Source organism: Labrys wisconsinensis (assembly GCF_030814995.1).
Lineage (GTDB): Bacteria > Pseudomonadota > Alphaproteobacteria > Rhizobiales > Labraceae > Labrys > Labrys wisconsinensis.
In genome coordinates this window covers 392,834-410,898 of sequence record NZ_JAUSVX010000005.1, presented here as the reverse complement: position 1 = coordinate 410,898, position 18,065 = coordinate 392,834, and the positions used below count along the sequence as shown (strand labels likewise).

Here is an 18,065-nt window from a genome sequence, read left to right as displayed (position 1 = left end):
CCATGGCGCCAGCAGCACCGCTCGACCCCGCCCTGCAGCAGACTCCGGCCGACGAGGCCGCCCTGCGCATCCAGCTCGCCGCCTGCTACCGGCTCGTCGCTCATTTCGGCATGGACGACCTGATCTACAACCACATCTCGGTGCGCCTGCCCGGCCCGCAGCACCATTTCCTGATCAACCCCTACGGCCTCCTGTTCTCCGAGGTGAATGCCTCCTGCTTCGTCAAGATCGACCTCGACGGCAACACGGTCGCGCCGAGCGACCACCCGGTGAACCGGGCCGGCTTCGTCATCCACAGCGCCATCCATGCCGGCCGGGAGGATGCGGTCTGCGTGCTGCACACCCATTCGGAGGCGGCGACCGCGATCTCGGCCCTGGAGGAGGGCCTGCTGCCGCTCAGCCAGTTCGCCATGCGCTATCAGGGCCACATGGGCGTGCACGACTATGAGGGCGTCGCCATCGACACCGACGAGCGCCGGCGCCTGATCGACGACATCGGCCCGCACAACACGCTGGTGCTGCGCAACCACGGCGTGCTGACGGTCGGGCGCACCATCCAGGAAGCCTTCATCCTGATGTACTATTTCGAGAAGGCGGCGCGGGTGCAGCTGATGGCGCAGGGCGCCCTCGCCGGCGGGGCGCGGCTGGCGCTGCCGCCCGAGGCGGTGAGCGACAAGGCCTCGCGCCAGTTCAACGACCACCACGGCGACATCCTCGCCGCGGGCTCGCGGGAATGGCCGGCCTTCATCCGCCTTCTCGATCGCATCGATCCGACGTATCGAGACTAGCGACTGCTACCGACGAGGACCAGGGCGAGGAAACGGATTGCAACCATGGCGACGGTTCTGCTCGACGAAGACGAGGGCGCGCGCACGCGGGCCGGCACCCTGTCCGAGGAGCTGCGCAACACGCTCGAAGGGCTGATCGTCAGCGGCGGCCTGCAGCCGGGCGAGCGCCTCGACGAGGCCGAGCTCGCGGCGCGCTTCAAGGTGTCGCGGACCCCGGTGCGCGAGGCGCTGAAGGCCCTGATCGCCACCGGCCTCCTGGAGGTGAAGGGCCGCCAGGGCGTCACCGTCGCGATCATCTCCATCCCGATCCTCCTGGAGATGTTCGAGATGATGGCGGCGCTGGAGGGCCTGTGCGCCAAGCTGGCGGCGCGGCGCGCCACCGTCGCCGAAAAGTCAGGCCTGCGCGACGTGCATGCCCGCCTGCTCGAGGCGCTGGCGGCGAGCGACCCGGAAGCCTTCTACGCCGTCAACCAGGAGTTCCACGACCTGCTCTACGAGGCGGCGCACACCCAGTTCCTGGCGAGCCAGACCCGGGCGCTGAGGAAGCGCGTCGCCGCCTATCGCCGCTACGTCACGCACCAGCCCGGCCGGATGGCGGCGACCATCGGCGAGCACCAGCGCATCCTCGACGCCATCGAGCGCGCCGACGCCCAGGCCGCCTTCCAGGCCGCCAGCGACCATGTCAACCTGCTCGGCGACAACATGGCCGACTTCATCGCCTCCCTGCCCGCGGCCCTGACCCAGGCCTCCTGAGCGGAGCGGACCCGGCGTCGCCGCGACGATCGGGGACCGCGTCGCGGTCAGGCCGGCTCCTCGGCATCCGCGTGTCCGTCCAGCTTGCTGCGCAACGCCGACATGACCCTGCGCATCGTCTCGATGTCCTCCAGCGCAAGTCCGTCCGCGAGCTCGTTGGCCCACGGCGCCTGCAGGCGCATGGCAGCCTCGAAGGTCTGCCTGCCCCTGTCCGTCAGCACGACGAGCTGCGCCCGGCGGTGATGCGGATTGGGCTCGAAAGCGACGAGCCCCTCCTCTTCCAGATCGTTGACGATGCGCTGGACGTTCTGGCGGTTGGCTCCCATGTCGCGCGCCAGCCAGGCGACCGGCTGCGGCCGGCCCGCCGTGATGATCGCACCGAGGATCTGCCAGCGGGCGCTCGTCAGGCCGAGGGGAGCCACCAGCCTGTCGCCGGAGGCGAGCATGCGGCTGTGGAGCCTGAACAGGTCGAGGACGAGATCGGTCAAGGCGGTTCCGGCCAGCGTTCGCTCGGCTTCGCTCATTTGTCACCATACGATTTACTTGACATCATAATGTCAATTTTCTATATCACACCACATCGACATCATATCACCATATCGAACGGAGCATGTCATGCCGCAGATGCGCCCTCTGGATCCCGCCTTCCCGATCGAACGGCAGATCGCCGTCGAAGCCGCCCCCGTCGTCCTCGTGAACGTCTTCACGCTCGCTCAGCCGGACGAGCAGACCTTCCTCGACGCCTGGCGGGACGATGCCGCCTTCATGAAGCAGCAGCCGGGCTTCATCTCGACCCAGCTTCACCGCGCGGTCGGCGAAAGCCCGACCTATCTCAATTACGCCGTCTGGGAGACGATGGCCGACTTCCGCGCCGCCTTCACGCATCCGGCATTCCGGGCGAAGCTCACGGCCTATCCGGCCTCGGCCGTCGCCTCCCCGCACCTGTTCCAGAAGGTCGCGATTCCGGGCATCTGCCTGGCCTGAGCCGGCCGGCGTGATCCCTCCCGGCTTGCCGCCCGGCCGAGACGGTCAGGGCAGCAGCCGCCGCTCCAGGATCGACAGCGCCAGGGCGTTGAAGGCCGCCGGGTCCTCCATCATCGGGAAATGCCCGACCCCGGCCATGGCGTGGACGACGAGGCCGTCGAGCGCGAGGCGCTCGATGCCTGGCGCCAGCAGGGCCGAATTGATCGTCTCGACCGGGCAGGCGAGCTGCGGCCAGCGCGGCCCGATGTCCCAGGCGAGCAGGGCGCCGAGCACGCGCAGCGCCAGCGCCGGATCGTTCCGCGCCATGCCGTCGGCGATCTCCGCCACGACGGCCCGGTCGGTCCGCGACGCCGTGATGCGGGTCACCATGGCCTGCAGCGCGGCAGCGAAACCCGCTTCGAAGCGGCGCAGCCGCGCCGCGATCTCCGCAGGCCGGCAGGCGCCGTAGAAGGCGGCATCCTCGAAGGTGTCGACGCCGAGCACGAGGCGGCAGCGCGGCCCGGCCAGCAGCGCCGCTTCGATCGCCACCGCTCCGCCCATGGAATGGCCGACCAGGGCGAAGCGCTCCGCGCCGACCGCGTCCGCCACCGCCATCACGTCGCCGGCATGGGCCGCCATCGACCAGGCCCGCGCCTCCGGCGCGGCGGGCGAACGGCCATGCCCGGCAAGATCCAGCGTCACCACGCGGAAGCGCTCGGCCAGGGGCTGCAGCTGGAAGCGCCAGAAATCCTGCGAGCAGGACCAGCCATGGACCAGGATGAGGGTCGGCCCGCCGCCACCCCGGACCGCATAGTCCAGCGCCAGCCCGTCGGCAGCGGTGGTGCGGCCATGGCCTGCTGTGCCGACATCCGTCGGAGCGGCCTCGCCGGCGGGATCGACGACGTGGAAGGAGCACATGCTGCCGGGCCGGATTTGTATGCCAGAGAGGCATCTTAGCGCAGAGATCGGCGAAGAATCCTGCCTATTCGGCGTGCAGGCGGCGACTGCTATTTCCGCATTGTGACGTCTTGACCACACTTATCCAACAGGTCGATAGTCTGCATACATAGATCGCGTTTGCGTGGACATGGCGAGCGCCGACTGGCAGGCGGCATCGGGCGACCTGGCGGCGGACCGCCGGGTCGAAGCGTTGGATCGGGGGCAGGCGATGAAATTCGACACGCGAACGCTCATCCTGATGGCCGCTGCGGTGGTCATCAACATCGTCGGCGGGCAGATCGTCCATTTCCTCAAGCTGCCGCTCTATCTCGATTCCATCGGCACGATGCTCGTCGCCATCCTGGCCGGCCCCTGGGCCGGCGGCATTGCCGGCGCCATGACCAATCTGATCTGGGCCCTGATCCTCAACCCCGTCGCCGCCGCCTTCGCGCCCGTCGCCCTGGTGATCGGCGTCGTCGCCGGCCTGATGGCCCGCGCCGGCTGGTTCCGCACCTGGTGGCAGGCCATGGTGTCCGGCGCCGTGGTCGCCGTGCCCAGCACCATCGTCGCGGCGCCGATCATCGTCTACATGTTCGGCGGCGTCACCGGCGGCGGCCCGGACTTCGCCGTCGCCTACATGCTGGCGGTCGGCTCCTCGCTCCTCAACTCGGTCGCCTTCTCCAATCTCGGCGTCAACGTCATCGACAAGGTCATCACCGCGCTGGTCGCCTGGATCGCGGCCAGCCGCCTGCCCTCGCGGCTGACGGCGAATTTCGGCTTCTTCGCCCATTCCCAGGCCTGAGCCATGGCGGGCTGGCGCAGGCCCGAGGACGGGCAGAGCACGCTTCTGTTCTCGCCGGGCACGAGCCTGCTGCACCGCGCCAACCCGCTCACCAGCCTCGCCCTGATGCTGTGGATGCTGTCGGCGGCGATCATCCTGCCGACGCCGGCTGCGGCCGTCCTGCTGGCGGCGGCGATCGCGGCCGGCCTCCTCGCCGGCGTCGGCCGGCGCGCCCTCGAGCGCCTGGCCATCACCATGGGCCCGGTCGGCCTGGCGCTTCTCCTGGTGCACGGCTTCCTGGTGGCCCGGCCCGACCTCGTGCCCTTCGGCCCGGTCTCGGTGAGCCCGAGCGGCCTTGCCTATGCCCTGCGGGTGTTCGTCCGCCTGACGACCATGCTCGCCGCCACGCTGCTCTTCGTCACCACGACCCATCCCGGCGACCTCCTGAAGGCGCTCGACCAGCGCGGCGTGCCGCCGGGCGTCGGCTATCTCGTCGCCAGCCCGCTGCTGCTGATCGAGCCGTTCTCGGAGCGGGCGCGGGCGATCCGCGACGCCCAGCGCGCCCGCGGCCTCGACACCGGCGGCTCCTGGCGCGCCCGCGCCGCGGCGCTGCCGATCCTCCTGATCCCGCTGATCACGCTGGCGCTGGCCGACCTCGACCACCGCGCCTCGATCCTCTCGGCCCGCGCCTTCCGGGCGCAGCGCCGGCGCACGGTGATCGACGCGCCGGCCGACGACCGGCGCCAGGTCTGGCTGCGCCGCGCCCTGCTGCTCGCCGCCGTCCTGCAACTGGGATTGCCGCTGCTGTGGCGCTGATCGACGTCGAAGACCTGCATTTCCGCTATCCCCGCGCCGCCGAGCCGGTGCTTGCCGGCGTCAGCTGCGCATTCTGCGAAGGCGAGCGCGTGGCGATCCTCGCCGGCAATGCCGGCGGCAAGACCACGCTGGCGCGCTGGATCGCCGGCCTCCTGCCCGAAGGCATGCTCACGGCCGAGCGCGGCCTGGTGCGCATGGAGGGCAGGCCCTGGAGCGATTGGCCGCCGGCGGAGCGGGCCGCCGCGGTGCAGTTCGTCGGCCAGGTGCCGGCCCAGCAGATGACCGGCTGCGCCTTCACCGTCGCCGAGGAGATCGCCTTCGGCCCCTGCAACCTCGCCCTGCCCGAGGCCGAGGTGCGCAGGCGGGTGGAGGAGGCCCTCGCCGTCTGCAATCTCGGCCATCTCGCCCGGCGCGACCCCTTCACCCTGTCCGGCGGCGAGCAGCAGCGCCTGTCGATCGCCGCGGCGCTCGCCATGCGGCCGCGCGTGCTGGTGCTGGACGAGCCGACCTCCAATCTCGACCCGGAATCGCGCGAGGCCTTCATCGCCCAGCTCGCCGCCCTGCCGGACGCCCTCACCGTCATCCTGTTCGAGGTGGCGCTGCGCCCGTCCCTGGCGCTGGCGACACGCTTCATGCTGCTCGACCGCGGCCGGATCCTCGCCGACGGCAGCGCCGGCGAGGTGCTGCTGCACCCGCGCACCGTCGAGCTCCTCGGCCTGCCGCCGACGGCTGAGGCGGCGCAGGCGGTCGCCGAGGCCGGGCTCTGGCCGCCGGGCCTGCCCCTGCCGCTCACCCTGCGATCGGCGATCGAGGCCTTCGAGGTTGCCCATGCTCAGGGTTGAGGACGTCTCCTTCGCCTATCCCGGCGGCGGCGCGGTGCTGGCCGACATCCGCTTCCAGGCCGCGGCGGGCGAGATCCTCGCCATCGTCGGGCGCAACGGCGCCGGCAAGAGCACGCTGCTGCGCCTGCTCAACGGCCTGCGCCAGCCCGGCAGCGGCAGCATCGCCGTCGCCGGCCGCAGCACCGCCGACACGCCGGTGCACGAGCTCGCCCGCCATATCGGCACGGTGTTCCAGGCGCCGGAGCAGCAGATCTTCAACGCCACCGTCCGCGACGAGGTGGCGTTCGGGCCGCGCCGCCTCGGTCTTGCCGGCGCGGCGCTGGAGGAGCGCATCGCGGCGGCCCTGGCCCGAACCGGCCTCGCCGAGGTCGCCGGCCGGCACCCGCTCGACCTCGACCAGGCGGCACGGCGCATGGTGGCGCTCGGCTCGGTGCTGGCCATGCACCCCGCCGTCCTGCTCCTGGACGAGCCGCAGCGCGGCCTGGATGCCGGCGCCGCCGCGCGCCTCGAAGCCATCATCGCCGAGGAGGCGGCGGCCGGACGCTGCGTGGTGCTGGTCTGCCACGACATGGACTTCGTCGCCCGCAGCGCCGGCCGCGTCCTCGCCCTGGCCGAGGGCCGCGTCGTCGCCGACGCCGCCACCTCCGCCTTCTTCGCCGATGCCGGCCTCACCCGCCGCGCGGGCGTGGAGAGCCCCGACCCGCTGCTGCTCGCCCGGCATTTCGGCCTCGCCCCGGCGCTGACCGGCCCGGCCTTCGCCCGCCGCTGGATCGAGGCGGCCGGCGAGCCCTCCGCCGCAGGCGAGGCGCGGCGCCGGGCCCACTGAGCCTCCTGTTTCGCCGCGACCGCCCGGCATCCCCGCGGCGTCCGGACACGCCCGCCTTCCCCTCGCCGCGCGCATATCCGCCGCGCGGAGCCTTGCGCAGATGTTTCCCACATTCTAAATGGCAATCTCCGAGGCGATGCGACTTCGCCTGTGAAAAGATCCTGATGACACGCACGCTCTCTCCCCATCTCAAGCGGCTCGAGGCCGAGTCGATTGCGATCATCCGCGAGGTCGCGGCCGAGTTCTCCAACCCGGTGATGCTCTATTCCATCGGCAAGGATTCCGGCGTGATGCTGCATCTCGCCCTGAAGGCGTTCTATCCCGCCCGGCTGCCCTTCCCGCTGCTCCACGTCGACACGACCTGGAAGTTCAAGGACATGATCGCCTTCCGCGATCAAATAGCCGAGCGCTTCGGGCTCGACCTGATCGTGCACGTCAACCAGGACGGCCTCGCCCGCGGCATCAACCCGATCGCCTCGGGCTCGGCCCTGCACACCCAGGTGATGAAGACCGAAGGCCTGCGCCAGGCGCTCGACAAGTACAAGTTCGACGCCGCCTTCGGCGGGGCGCGGCGCGACGAGGAGAAGAGCCGCGCCAAGGAGCGCATCTTCTCCTTCCGCACCGCCAACCACGCCTGGGACCCGCGCAACCAGCGCCCGGAGCTGTGGTCGCTCTACAACACCCGCATCCGGCAGGGGGAATCGATCCGGGTGTTCCCGTTGTCGAACTGGACCGAGCTCGACATCTGGCAGTACATCCTGGAGGAGAACATCCCGCTGGTGCCGCTGTACCTGGCCAAGAAGCGGCCGGTGGTGTTCCGCTCCGGCACCATGCTGATGGTCGACGACGAGCGCCTGCCGCTCGAGCCCGGCGAGGTGCCGGAGATGCGCATGGTCCGCTTCCGCACGCTCGGCTGCTATCCCCTGTCGGGCGCCATCGACAGCGACGCCGCCACGGTGGAGGATATCGTGCGCGAGATGCTCACCGCCCGCACCTCCGAGCGCCAGGGCCGCCTCATCGACAGCGACGAAGCCGCCTCGATGGAGAAGAAGAAGCGCGAGGGCTATTTCTGATGACCATCCAACCCTCCCTCGCCGAGATGCTGAAGCCGCGGGAAAAGGGGCTGCTGCGCTTCCTGACCTGCGGTTCCGTCGACGACGGCAAGTCCACGCTGATCGGGCGGCTGCTCTATGATTCCAAGCTGATCTTCGAGGACCAGCTGGCAACGCTGGAAAAGGATTCCAGGCGCCACGGCACCACCGGCGAGGACATCGACTTCGCGCTCCTGGTCGACGGCCTCGAGGCCGAGCGCGAGCAGGGCATCACCATCGACGTCGCCTATCGCTTCTTCTCCACTGCCCGGCGCTCCTTCATCGTCGCCGACACGCCCGGCCACGAGCAATATACCCGCAACATGGCGACCGGCGCCTCCACCGCCGACCTCGCCGTGCTGATGATCGACGCGCGCAAGGGCGTGCTGGTGCAGACCAAGCGCCATGCCACCATCTGCTCGCTGCTCGGCATCCGCCACATCGTCGTGGCGGTCAACAAGATCGACCTCACCGGCCACGACCGGGCGGTGTTCGAGCGCATCGTCGCCGACTTCACCACCTTCGCCGCCAACCTCGGCTTCTCCTCGATCCAGCCGATCCCGATGTCGGCGCGCTACGGCGACAATGTCTCGGCCCGCTCGGGCAACATGAGCTGGTATCACGGCCCCAGCCTGATCGAGCATCTGGAGAGCGTCGACATCGAGAGCGACGCGGCGAGGAAGCCGTTCCGCCTGGCGGTGCAATGGGTCAATCGGCCCAATCTCGACTTCCGCGGCTTTGCCGGCACGATCGCCTCCGGCTCGATCCGGCCGGGCGATACGATTGTCGTCGCCTCGTCCGGCAAATCCTCCACCGTAACCCGCATCGTCACCGCCGACGGCGACCTCGACGAGGCGCGCGCCGGCGAGGCCGTGACCCTGACCCTGGCGGACGAGATCGACGCCGCGCGCGGCGACGTCTTCGCCCGCCCGGCCGAACGGCCCGAGGTGGCCGACCAGTTCGCCGCCCACCTGATCTGGATGGCGGAGGAGGCGATGCTGCCGGGCCGCTCCTACATGATGCGCATCGGCACCAAGTTCGTGCCGGCCACCGTCACCGGCATCGCCCACAAGATCGACGTCAACACCCAGGAGAAGCTGGCGGCGCGCACGCTCGTTCTCAACGAGATCGGCGTCGTCAACGTCGCCACCGCCGTGCCCGTCGCCTTCGATCCCTATCGCGACAACCGGGAGACCGGCGCCTTCATCCTGATCGACCGCACCACCAACCAGACGGCGGCGGCGGGCATGATCGACGTCGCCCTGCGCCGGGCCACCAACGTGCACCGCCAGGCCCAGTCGGTCGACAAGGCGGCGCGGGCCCGCCTCAAGCACCAGAAGCCGGCGATCCTGTGGTTCACCGGCCTCTCCGGCTCCGGCAAGTCGACCATCGCCAACATCGTCGAGAAGCGCCTGGCCGCCGTCGGCCACCACACCATGCTGCTCGACGGCGACAACATGCGCCACGGCCTCAACAAGGACCTCGGCTTCACCGACGCCGACCGGGTGGAGAACATCCGGCGCGTCGGCGAGGTAGCCAAGCTGTTCGTGGAGAGCGGCACCATCGTGCTGTGCTCCTTCATCTCGCCCTTCGAGGCCGAGCGCAGCCTGGTGCGCGGCATGGTCGAGGCGGACGAGTTCATCGAGGTCTTCGTCGACACCCCGCTGGAGGACTGCATCAAGCGCGACCCCAAGGGCCTCTATGCCAAGGCTCTCGCCGGCCAGATCCGGAACTTCACCGGCATCGACAGCCCCTACGAGCGCCCCGCCGACGCCGAGCTCGTCATCCGCACCGCCGAGACCGGCTCGGAGGCCGCCGCCGAGGCGGTGATCAAGCTGCTGCGCGCCAGGGGGCACCTGGAGGGCGAGATCGAAGAGGGGCTGTAGCGGTCGCTTTGCGGCCCTGCTCCCGCGCGGGATCCGCCCCGGCACCGGGGAGGAACGACGGCAGGCCCCCCTCGCCTCTCGGTTGGGGGGAGCGTTTGACTCTCGCACCGACCTCCCTATCCTGCCCTTGGGGAAACCGGATTGGGGACATCCGATGGGCGGGATGACGCTGCAGGACAAGCTGTTCAGCTTTCGCGGGCGGGTGACACGCCAGGATTACTGGGTCTACCATCTGGTCTTGTGGGGCCTGCTCGGCCCCCTGGCGGTCTTCGTCTTCGGCTGGAGCGAGGAGGGCCGGACAGGCGAAGCCCACTGGTGGTCGAGTGCGATGATCGCGTTCAGCCTCCTCTGTGTCGTCCAGATCTGGCCGTCCGTGGCGATCAACGTCAAGCGCTGCCACGACCGAGGCAAGTCGGGATGGTGGATGCTGCTCTGGGCGATTCTGAGCCCTGTTCCCTATCTCGGCCTTCTCTCCGGTCTGTGGTACCTCGTCGAGCTCGGATTTCTCGACGGCACGCAGGGCGCGAACCGCTTCGGCCCTTCGCCGAAAGGCCTGAGCTCGGACCAGATCAGCGAAGCCTTCACCTGACCTCGTGCGGGGCCGGGCCGCGTGCGCCACGCCCCGAAGGGACGAAAGGCCGAGCGGACGGATGGTGTTTCCGGGATGACTGCCGCAACTGCCGAAATCTGCCTTCCTTGACCGACTTCGACAGAGCAGGTCGGGATCCCATCGGACGGGGACGCAACATGACGATGCAGGAAAAGCTGTTCAGCTTTCAGGGACGCGTGACGCGCAAGGACTATTGGTTCTACACGCTCGCCCTGTGGGGCATCCTGCTCGTGCTCTTCCTGGCCATCGCCGGATCCAGCCGCAGCCTCCGCAACGACGGCCTGTCGACGGGTGGCTTGGTTCTTGCCGCCATCGTCGTGATCGCCCAGATCTGGCCCTCGCTCGCCATCAGCGTCAAGCGCTGCCACGACCGCAACAAATCCGGCTGGTGGATGCTGCTCTGGATGGTCCTGAGCGCCATCCCCTATGTCGGCATCCTCGCCAGCCTGTGGTGCCTGGTCGAACTCGGCTTCCTCGACGGCACCCAGGGTCCGAACCGCTTCGGCCTCTCGCCCAAGGGCCTCGGCGGCGACCTTGTCGCCGAAGCCTTCACCTGAGGGGCCGTGGGCCGTGCCGCGACGTCGCGGCACGGCAGATGCGCCGGCGAATTGTCGAAATCTTCACCATTGCCGGCCGCGATTCCTTAATGCCCCTGCGTCATGCTCGGTCCGGAGCGGGTCGAGGCAAGGGGCGCGCAATGACGTTGCTGGAGAAGCTGTTCGGCTTTCAGGGGCGGATCACCCGCAAGGACTATTGGCTGTACTACCTGTCGCTGATAGGGCTCACCGCCGTCTTCTCCATCAGCGTGATCGTCACCGCAAGGCTGACCGGCCGCGCGGTCGATCCGAGGGCCGACTTCAAGATGCTGGCCGTCGGCCTGGGAGTGCTGACGCTCTGGCCGTCCCTGGCGATCGGCGTCAAGCGCTGCCACGACCGCGACAAGTCGGGCTGGTGGCTTCTCCTCTGGGGCCTTCTCGGCGCGATCCCCTTTGTCGGCATTCTCGCCAGCCTGTGGAGCTTCGTCGAGCTCGGCATCCTCGACGGCACGCCCGGCGCCAACCGCTTCGGCCTCTCGCCCAAGGGCCGCGGCGCGGGCCGCATCGGCGAGATCTTCGCCTGATCGCGATGGCCGGGCCCATGCAGGGCCTCGGCGCCGCCAGCTCGGCACCCGTCGAAGACGAGGCCGATGGCATGAAGATGCCGCTCAGGCGAAGCAGTGGATGCCGGCCGGATCGATCGCGACGGCGACGAGGTCGTCGACCGCGATGGCCCGGACATCGCCCGAGAACATCAGCGCCGGCAGCACCACGCCGGCGACGTCCACATCGGCGCGCGCCACCGCGCCGAAGACGCTCACCGCCCGCACCCGGCCGACGAGCCCCGTGCCGGGCTCGCCCTTCGGCATGGCCCGGACGCGGACATATTCGGGCTGCACCACCGCCTGCACGGCCGCGCCGGACACGGCCGGCGGCGACCCGGCGAGCGCGATCTCCAGCCCCTCGATCCGCAGCAGCGGCATGCCGGCGCGCTGCTCCAGCACGCCCGGCGGCAGCGGGCGCCCGCCCATGAAATCCGCCACGAAGCGGCTGGCGGGATGGTGGTAGATCTCATCAGGCGCGCCGCGCTGGTGGATGGCGCCGTCGTGCATCAGCACCAGCTCGTCGGCGAGGTCGATCGCCTCCTCCTGGTCGTGGGTGACCATGATGGTGGTGATGCCGGTCTCGCGGTGCAGCCGCTTGATCTCGTCGCGCATCTCCTCGCGGATCTTGCGGTCGAGCGCGCTCAGCGGCTCGTCGAGCAGCAGCACCTTGGGCCGGATCACCAGGGCGCGCGCGAGGGCGACGCGCTGCTGCTGGCCGCCGGAGAGCTGCGCCGGCTTGCGCTGCGCCAGCGCCTCCATGCCGACCAGCGCCAGCATGCGGCCGACCCGCCCGGCGATCTCCTCGGCCCCGAGCCGCCGCATCCTCAGGCCGAAGGCGACATTGTCGAACACGCTGAGATGCGGGAACAGCGCGTAGCTCTGGAACACGATGCCGACGTCGCGCTGGTAGGGCGGCATCGCGGTGACGTCGCGCCCGCCGATCGCCACCGTGCCGGCATCGGGCTCGACGAAGCCGGCAATGGCGCGCAGCAGGCTGGTCTTGCCCGAGCCGGACGGCCCGAGAAGAGCGCAGAAGCAGCCGTCCGGCACCGCGAGGCTCACCGCATCGAGGACGGTCAGCGGACCATAGGCCTTGGAGAGGCGCGTGAGGGTGATGTCGGCCATGTCTCAAGCCTTTCCGGATCCGTCGGTCGCCGTCATCGTCAGCACCCGCCCGGCATTGCCGGTGAGACGCTGCAGCAGCACGACGAGGAGGATCGAAGCGGCGACCAGGATGGTGCCGAGCGCGTTGATGTCCGGCTTGTAGCCCATCTTGACCATCGTATAGATCTCCAGCGGCAGCGTCCGGAACCCGATCGGGGCCATGAAGTACTGGACGATGAAGTTGTTGAAGCAGGTGATGAACGCCATGAAGCCGCCGGCGCCGACGGCGGAGGCGATCAGCGGCAGGGTGACGCGCAGGAACACGGCGAGCGGCGGGGCGCCGAGCGACTGCGCCGCCTGCTCGATCGCCGGATCGAGCGCCGCCAGGCGCGCCTGGACCAGCAGCACGACATAGGGCAGCGACACCGCCAGGCACGCCAGGAACATCGAGACGATGCTGCGGCCGATGCCGATCTGGCGCAGCACCAGGAGCATGCCGACGGCGAGCAGCAGCCAGGGCACGGTGATGGCGCCGAGCAGGCTGGCCCGGATCGGCAGGCTGGCCCAGCGCGGCGCCCGGCGCAGCCAGATCGCCAGCGGCGGGCCGAGCAGCGCCGCCGCCAGGCCGACCGCCGCCGAGAGCTCCAGGTTCCAGAGGGTGGAGCGCAGGAGATCGCGCTCGGCGAAGAGCTGATCGTACCAGGAGAGCGTGAACTCGAAAGGCAGCGTGCCGTAGCGCGAACGGTTGAACGACAGCACCGCCACCGCCAAGAGCGGGGCAAAGCTGAACATCAGCACCAGGCCGAGCCACAGGCGCAGCAGCCAGGGCGTCAGGCGGGTGCGGCGGCGCGTTCCGATCATGGCAGGGCTCTCCGGATCGCCGCCCTGCCGATGCGCCATGCCGCCGGCACGGCGAGGATGGCCGCGGCGACCGCCGCGATCGAGACCAGCAGCATCAGCGACAGCGCCGCCCCGAACCGCATGTCGCCCATCACGGCGATCTGGTCGCTGATGACGTTGCCGATCAGCTGGTTGCCGGGTCCGCCCAGGATCTGGGATTCGGCGAAGATGCCCGCGGTCGGCACGAAGGTGAGGATGGCGGCCGTCACCAGGCTCGGCTGCGAGGCCGGCCAGACCGCGTGCCGGAACACCTGCCAGCGTCGGCCGCCGAGGCTCTGCACCGCCTCGATCTGGTCCTCGCGCACGCCCTGGGCCGCGACGTAGAGCACGATGATGACGAAGCCGAGGCTCTCGTTCACCAGCATCAGGAAGGTGGCGGCCGGCGAATAGAGCAGCGCCGCGCCGGCCTCGCCGAACCCGAGCGCCTGCGACAGCCACGCCACCGGGCCGCCCGGGGCGAGCAGCACCAGCATGCCGTAGATCAGGAGGAGGTAGGAGGTGAGGAACGGCACGATCAGCGAGGCGAGGATCACCGGCTGCCAGCGCGTCGGCACATGGCGCGCCAGCGCCCAGGCCGCCGGCCAGCCGACGGCGATGGTGACCGCCGTCACCTCGAGCGAGAACAGGATCGACTTGGCGAGGACGCGCCCGTAGAGGTCGGTCCGGAACAGCCGCGAGACCGTGGCCAGCGAGGGGAAGGCCTCGCCCGGTCCGGAGAAGCTCTGGACCGCCAGCATCGCCATCGGCGCCAGCACCATCAGCACCAGCAGCAGGATGGCAGGCGCGGCCGCGACATGCATCGCGGCAGGCGCCGGCCGGAGCCGGGCAAGGCCGAGCCGGCGCGCCGTCCCGGGATGCGGCAGGGTCATGCTCATCGCCCGCCTCCCCGCGTCAGCTCGCCTTGACGGTCTGCCACAGCTCCAGCCAGTCCGTCAGCTTGTCCTGCGGCACATCCTTCTGCATCACGGCATGGTCGAGCCGCTCGGGCCGCGCATCGAGGCGCTCGCGCGTCTTGGCGTCGAGCCCGGCGATGCTGTCGGCGTTGGAGGGCACCGGCGAGCCGCCGTCCGGGTCCGTGGCCCAGCGCACCTGGAAAGCCGGGCTGGTCATGAACTCGATCCACGCATAGGCGAGGTCGGGGTTGGGCGCATCCTTGACGATCGCCCAATTGTCGAGCCAGCCGATGCTGCCCTCCTTGGGGGCGAGCGAGACGATGCTGGCGTCCTGGACGCGGATCTTGAGCGCGGTGTCGGACCAGATCTGCCCGGCCGTCACCGACTTGTTGAGATAGGACTTGATGACGTCGTCCGCCGATCCGTAGATCAGCTTCATGTTGGCCTTGAGGTCGATCAGCGCCTTGCGCACGTCGTCGAGATTGGGGTTGTAGGGGTCCTGCCCCAACGCCAGGGCCGCGATGAACACCGCCGCGGTGGGATCGTCGACCCAGGCGATCTGTCCCTTGTACTTGGGGTCCCAGAGGGCCTTCCAGCTGTCGAGCTTCTCGGCGATCGCGCTGGCGTTGTAGAAGAGATCGTTGGTGCCCCAGACGAAGGGCACGGAATAGACCTTGCCGTCGGCGGCCGCGACCGCCTGGCGCAAGGCGGGGCTGACCTTGCCGTAGCTCGGGATCCTGGCGGTATCCAGCGGCTGGACCAGCCCCTGGTCGATCGCCGGCTTGATGTACATGAGGTTGGGCAGGGCGACGTCGACCTGCCCGACGCCGCCATTGGCGAGGAGCTGCAGCAGTTCCTGCTCCGAGCCGAAATATTGATGCGTCACCTCGGCGCCGGTCTTGGCCTTGAAGTCGGCGATCGCCCAGTCGAGGTCGGAGCCGTAGCCCTTCCAGTTGGCCACGACCAGGGTACGGCCGGCGGCCGCGACGCGGCGCGGCAGCGCCGTGACGGCCATGGCCGCGGCGGCGCCGCGGATGAAGCTGCGGCGTGTCGTGGCACCCCATGGCATGCGATGCATCTCGTCCATCGTTCGCTCTCCGTCTGGTTGCCCGTTCTTCTTGTCTGCCGCCCCTCCCCGCGCGGGCCTGCGGGGCCGGGCTTCTCTCCGCCGGTTCAGGCGGCCGCGTCGGGCCGGACGGTCCAGCCGTTCGCCTCGTTGATGGCGTCGATCACCGCCTCGATCTCGCCGCGCGGGATCGTCTCCCCGGCGAACCAGGAGATGGTGTTGTGGATGCCGAGGAAGGACGAGCTGCAATAGGCGATGAGCTGGTCGGCGCCGGCCTCGTCCAGGCCGAGGCGCTTGCGGAAGAAGGCATGCAGCGTCCCGCGCCCGACCGGATCCTCCAGGATCATGAAGGGCGGGCTCTCGACGCTGAGCCGGCGGGCCGGCAGGCGCGGCGACGCGCAGACGACCTCGCCGGCGAGGCGGATGTCGCGCGAGGAGGCCCCGACCTCGATGCCGAACGGACCACCGTCGAGCAGCCAGCGCCGATGCTCCGGATCGAAATAGCGCAGGTCCCGGGCGCTGACGGCGATCTCCACCGTCTTCGTCTCGCCGGGCTGCAGCTCGACCTTGGCGAAGCCCTTGAGCTCGCGCTCCGGCCGGGCGAGGCGCGGCCTGATCGGCCGGCCATAGACCTGGCAGATCTCCTTGCCGGCCATCGTCCCCGTATTGGTCAGGGAAAAGCGGACGGTGAGCGTGTCGGCCTCGTCGAGGCTGGCGCGGTCGAGCTCCAGGCCGGCATAGGCGAACCTGGCATAGCTCAGCCCGAAGCCGAAGGGGAACAGCGGGGCGATGCGCCGGCGGTCATAATAGCGGTAGCCGACGAACAGGCCCTCGGCATAGGCGTGCCGGTCGTTCTCGCCGGGATAGTGCAGGAAGGCGGGCGTGTCCTCCAGCCGGGCCGGGAAGGTCACGGTGAGCTTGCCGCAGGGGTTGTGCCGCCCGAACAGGATCGCGGCCACCGCCCCGCCCATGCCCTGGCCGGCGAAGAAGGTGGCGAGCACGCCGCCGACCTCGGCGAGCCACGGCATCTCCACCGCGTCCGGCGAGGCCAGCACCACGATCGTGTTCGGGTTGGCGCGGGCGATCGACGCGATCAGCGCGTCCTGACCGGGGGCGAGGTTGAGATGGGTCCGGTCCGAGCCCTCGCCGTCATAGCCGTATTCGGTGTTGGCGAAGACGATGACGGCGTCGGCTCCGGCGCTGCCGGCGACCGCCTGCCCGGCGAGCGCGGCCGTGGCCGCCGCATCGGCGCCCTGCACCGGGAAATGGTCGACGCGGGTGCCGGGTCCGGCCAGGACCCGGATCTCGTCGAGCGGACGGTCGACGAAGGTCGGGGAGGTGGTGGCGCAGCCCGAGCCCTGGATCACCGGCTCGATCGCGCCGTCGCCGACCACGGCGATGCTGACGAGGCCGGGCTTCAGCGGCAGCGCCCCGTTCTCGTTCCTGAGCAGGACGATCGAGTCGGCCGCCATCGCCCGCGCCAGCGCATGATGCGCGGCGAAGTCGCAGCTCGCATCGGCGATCTCTCCCGCCTTGGCGCGCCGGACCAGACCGAGGACGCGGGCACAGGAGCGGTCGAGCGCCGCCATCGGCACCCGACCGGCCTCGACCGCCTCGGCGAGCTGGCGCTTGCGCGCGGCGCTCTCGGGCATGTCGAGATCGTTGCCGGCGAGGAGCGAAGCCGGACGATCCTTGATGCCGTGCCAGTCGGACACGACCACGCCGTCATAGTGCCAGTCCTCGCGCAGCACCTTGGTGAGAAGCCAGTGGTTCTCCGCCGCCTGGACGCCGTTGAGGCGGTTGTAGGAGCTCATCACCGTCCAGGGCCGGCTCTTGGCGATCGCCCGCTCGAAGCCCGCCAGGTAGATCTCGCGCAGCGCCCGCTCGTCGACCTCCGAGCTCATGGTCGTGCGCTGCACCTCGGAATTGTTGCAGGCGAAATGCTTGAGCGAGGCGCCGACGCCGCCGTCCTGCAGCCCGTTGATGACGCCGGCGGCGATCTCGCCGGTCAGGAGCGGGTCCTCGGCATAATATTCGTAAGCGCGGCCGGCGAGCGGGGTGCGGCGGATGTTGATGCCGGGCCCGAGCAGCAGGTTGACGCCGAAGGCCTGGCATTCCCCCGCCAGCGCCGCGCCCAGCCTGTGGGCGAGGTCGACGTCCCAGGCGCAGGCGAAGGACGAGCCGTTGGGAAAGCAGGTCGCCGGCTTGGTCGAGCCGAACTCGGTGGCCACGGTGTGGTCGGCGCGGCGGTTCACCACCGCCAGGAATTGCTCGAGGTTGGTACGATCGTCGTTGATCCCCTCGATCTGCTCGATGGAGTAGCGCACACCGTAGGTCCCGTCGGTCATGACGATTTCCGGGATATTCAGGCGATAGTTGGCCGCGGTCCTCCATAGGCCGTTTCCGGAGAGCAATGAGATCTTCTCCGCAAACGTCATCTCTCCGACAAGAGACTTGAAGTCGCTATCGTCTATATCCCACACGGAGAGCACCCCTGGATCGGCCGACAATCCTTGACGATTGCCTGTTTCAATCTTTGTCAGACGCTGTTATACAACTCATACGCGCCTCGGTTATCGAAGTCATTGAAGATAGACCTTCTGACCACCGGGAGACTGAGGCGACGCTAGCCTGTTTCCAGGCCCCTCGCTAGATGCGGTATTCGT

General features: G+C 69.6%; 19 protein-coding genes. 12 read left to right on the top strand and 7 right to left on the bottom strand.

The window, feature by feature from the left end:
- The first annotated feature begins 2 nt into the window (after nucleotides 1-2).
- Both QO011_RS16650 and QO011_RS16645 read left to right on the top strand, forming a co-directional pair.
- The gene (locus QO011_RS16650; RefSeq protein ID WP_307274127.1) at nucleotides 3-788 is read left to right on the top strand and encodes a class II aldolase/adducin family protein; all 786 of its coding nucleotides are present in this window, start codon (nucleotides 3-5) and stop codon (nucleotides 786-788) included.
- 45 nt (nucleotides 789-833) lie between these two features.
- Nucleotides 834-1,541: a GntR family transcriptional regulator gene (locus QO011_RS16645; RefSeq protein WP_307274125.1), complete on the top strand. Its 708-nt coding sequence runs from the start codon at nucleotides 834-836 to the stop codon at nucleotides 1,539-1,541.
- A 47-nt stretch (nucleotides 1,542-1,588) separates the two neighbouring features.
- Here the strand turns inward: QO011_RS16645 and QO011_RS16640 are convergent, their stop codons facing one another.
- Nucleotides 1,589-2,065, bottom strand: coding sequence for a MarR family winged helix-turn-helix transcriptional regulator (locus tag QO011_RS16640; RefSeq protein WP_307274123.1), 477 nt, complete (start codon nucleotides 2,063-2,065; stop codon nucleotides 1,589-1,591).
- A gap of 91 nt (nucleotides 2,066-2,156) precedes the next feature.
- Between QO011_RS16640 and QO011_RS16635 the strand changes: the two genes are divergently transcribed.
- Complete coding sequence (locus tag QO011_RS16635; RefSeq protein WP_307274121.1) at nucleotides 2,157-2,525, top strand: antibiotic biosynthesis monooxygenase family protein; 369 nt, start codon at nucleotides 2,157-2,159, stop codon at nucleotides 2,523-2,525.
- Nucleotides 2,526-2,570: 45 nt separating this feature from the next.
- On the opposite strand, the gene QO011_RS16630 is transcribed toward QO011_RS16635, so the two are convergent.
- Entirely contained in the window at nucleotides 2,571-3,422 is an 852-nt protein-coding gene (locus QO011_RS16630; protein ID WP_307274118.1) for an alpha/beta fold hydrolase, read from the bottom strand.
- Nucleotides 3,423-3,585: 163 nt separating this feature from the next.
- On the opposite strand from QO011_RS16630, the gene QO011_RS16625 reads away from it, so the two are divergent.
- From QO011_RS16625 to QO011_RS16585, 9 genes are all read left to right on the top strand, one after another.
- Complete coding sequence (locus QO011_RS16625) at nucleotides 3,586-4,245, top strand: hypothetical protein (RefSeq protein ID WP_370881968.1); 660 nt, start codon at nucleotides 3,586-3,588, stop codon at nucleotides 4,243-4,245.
- Between the two features lie 3 nt (nucleotides 4,246-4,248).
- Nucleotides 4,249-5,040, top strand: a complete 792-nt coding sequence (locus QO011_RS16620) for an energy-coupling factor transporter transmembrane component T family protein (protein WP_307274115.1) — start codon at nucleotides 4,249-4,251, stop codon at nucleotides 5,038-5,040.
- Entirely contained in the window at nucleotides 5,031-5,882 is an 852-nt protein-coding gene (locus QO011_RS16615) for an energy-coupling factor ABC transporter ATP-binding protein (RefSeq protein ID WP_307274113.1), read from the top strand. The genes QO011_RS16620 and QO011_RS16615 overlap by 10 nt, the downstream gene beginning before the upstream one ends.
- The gene (locus QO011_RS16610; RefSeq protein ID WP_307274110.1) at nucleotides 5,869-6,708 is read left to right on the top strand and encodes an energy-coupling factor ABC transporter ATP-binding protein; all 840 of its coding nucleotides are present in this window, start codon (nucleotides 5,869-5,871) and stop codon (nucleotides 6,706-6,708) included. Before QO011_RS16615 ends, QO011_RS16610 begins: the two co-directional genes overlap by 14 nt.
- Nucleotides 6,709-6,872: 164 nt before the next feature.
- Nucleotides 6,873-7,781, top strand: a complete 909-nt coding sequence (cysD, locus tag QO011_RS16605) for a sulfate adenylyltransferase subunit CysD (RefSeq protein WP_307274108.1) — start codon at nucleotides 6,873-6,875, stop codon at nucleotides 7,779-7,781.
- A complete protein-coding gene (gene cysN, locus QO011_RS16600; protein WP_307274105.1) occupies nucleotides 7,781-9,685 on the top strand; it encodes a sulfate adenylyltransferase subunit CysN in 1,905 nt (634 codons plus the stop codon). The genes cysD and cysN overlap by 1 nt, the downstream gene beginning before the upstream one ends.
- Before the next feature lie 154 nt (nucleotides 9,686-9,839).
- A complete protein-coding gene (locus QO011_RS16595) occupies nucleotides 9,840-10,274 on the top strand; it encodes a DUF805 domain-containing protein (protein ID WP_307274101.1) in 435 nt (144 codons plus the stop codon).
- Between the two features lie 158 nt (nucleotides 10,275-10,432).
- Nucleotides 10,433-10,852 (top strand): DUF805 domain-containing protein, encoded by a 420-nt coding sequence (locus QO011_RS16590; RefSeq protein WP_307274098.1) that lies wholly within the window; start codon nucleotides 10,433-10,435, stop codon nucleotides 10,850-10,852.
- Between the two features lie 140 nt (nucleotides 10,853-10,992).
- Nucleotides 10,993-11,415 carry a DUF805 domain-containing protein gene (locus tag QO011_RS16585; RefSeq protein ID WP_307274096.1) on the top strand — a complete coding sequence of 141 codons (423 nt, stop codon included), beginning with the start codon at nucleotides 10,993-10,995 and terminating at the stop codon, nucleotides 11,413-11,415.
- A gap of 84 nt (nucleotides 11,416-11,499) precedes the next feature.
- On the opposite strand, the gene QO011_RS16580 is transcribed toward QO011_RS16585, so the two are convergent.
- From QO011_RS16580 to QO011_RS16560, 5 genes are all read right to left on the bottom strand, one after another.
- Nucleotides 11,500-12,561, bottom strand: a complete 1,062-nt coding sequence (locus QO011_RS16580; protein WP_307274092.1) for an ABC transporter ATP-binding protein — start codon at nucleotides 12,559-12,561, stop codon at nucleotides 11,500-11,502.
- A 3-nt stretch (nucleotides 12,562-12,564) separates the two neighbouring features.
- On the bottom strand, nucleotides 12,565-13,401 hold the full coding sequence (locus QO011_RS16575; protein WP_307274090.1) for an ABC transporter permease: 837 nt from the start codon (nucleotides 13,399-13,401) through the stop codon (nucleotides 12,565-12,567).
- Nucleotides 13,398-14,315: an ABC transporter permease gene (locus QO011_RS16570; protein ID WP_307274089.1), complete on the bottom strand. Its 918-nt coding sequence runs from the start codon at nucleotides 14,313-14,315 to the stop codon at nucleotides 13,398-13,400. Before QO011_RS16570 ends, QO011_RS16575 begins: the two co-directional genes overlap by 4 nt.
- Before the next feature lie 16 nt (nucleotides 14,316-14,331).
- Nucleotides 14,332-15,420, bottom strand: coding sequence for an ABC transporter substrate-binding protein (locus tag QO011_RS16565; protein ID WP_307274086.1), 1,089 nt, complete (start codon nucleotides 15,418-15,420; stop codon nucleotides 14,332-14,334).
- An 86-nt stretch (nucleotides 15,421-15,506) separates the two neighbouring features.
- On the bottom strand, nucleotides 15,507-17,747 hold the full coding sequence (locus QO011_RS16560; RefSeq protein WP_307274083.1) for a beta-glucosidase family protein: 2,241 nt from the start codon (nucleotides 17,745-17,747) through the stop codon (nucleotides 15,507-15,509).
- Nucleotides 17,748-18,065 lie beyond the last annotated feature (318 nt).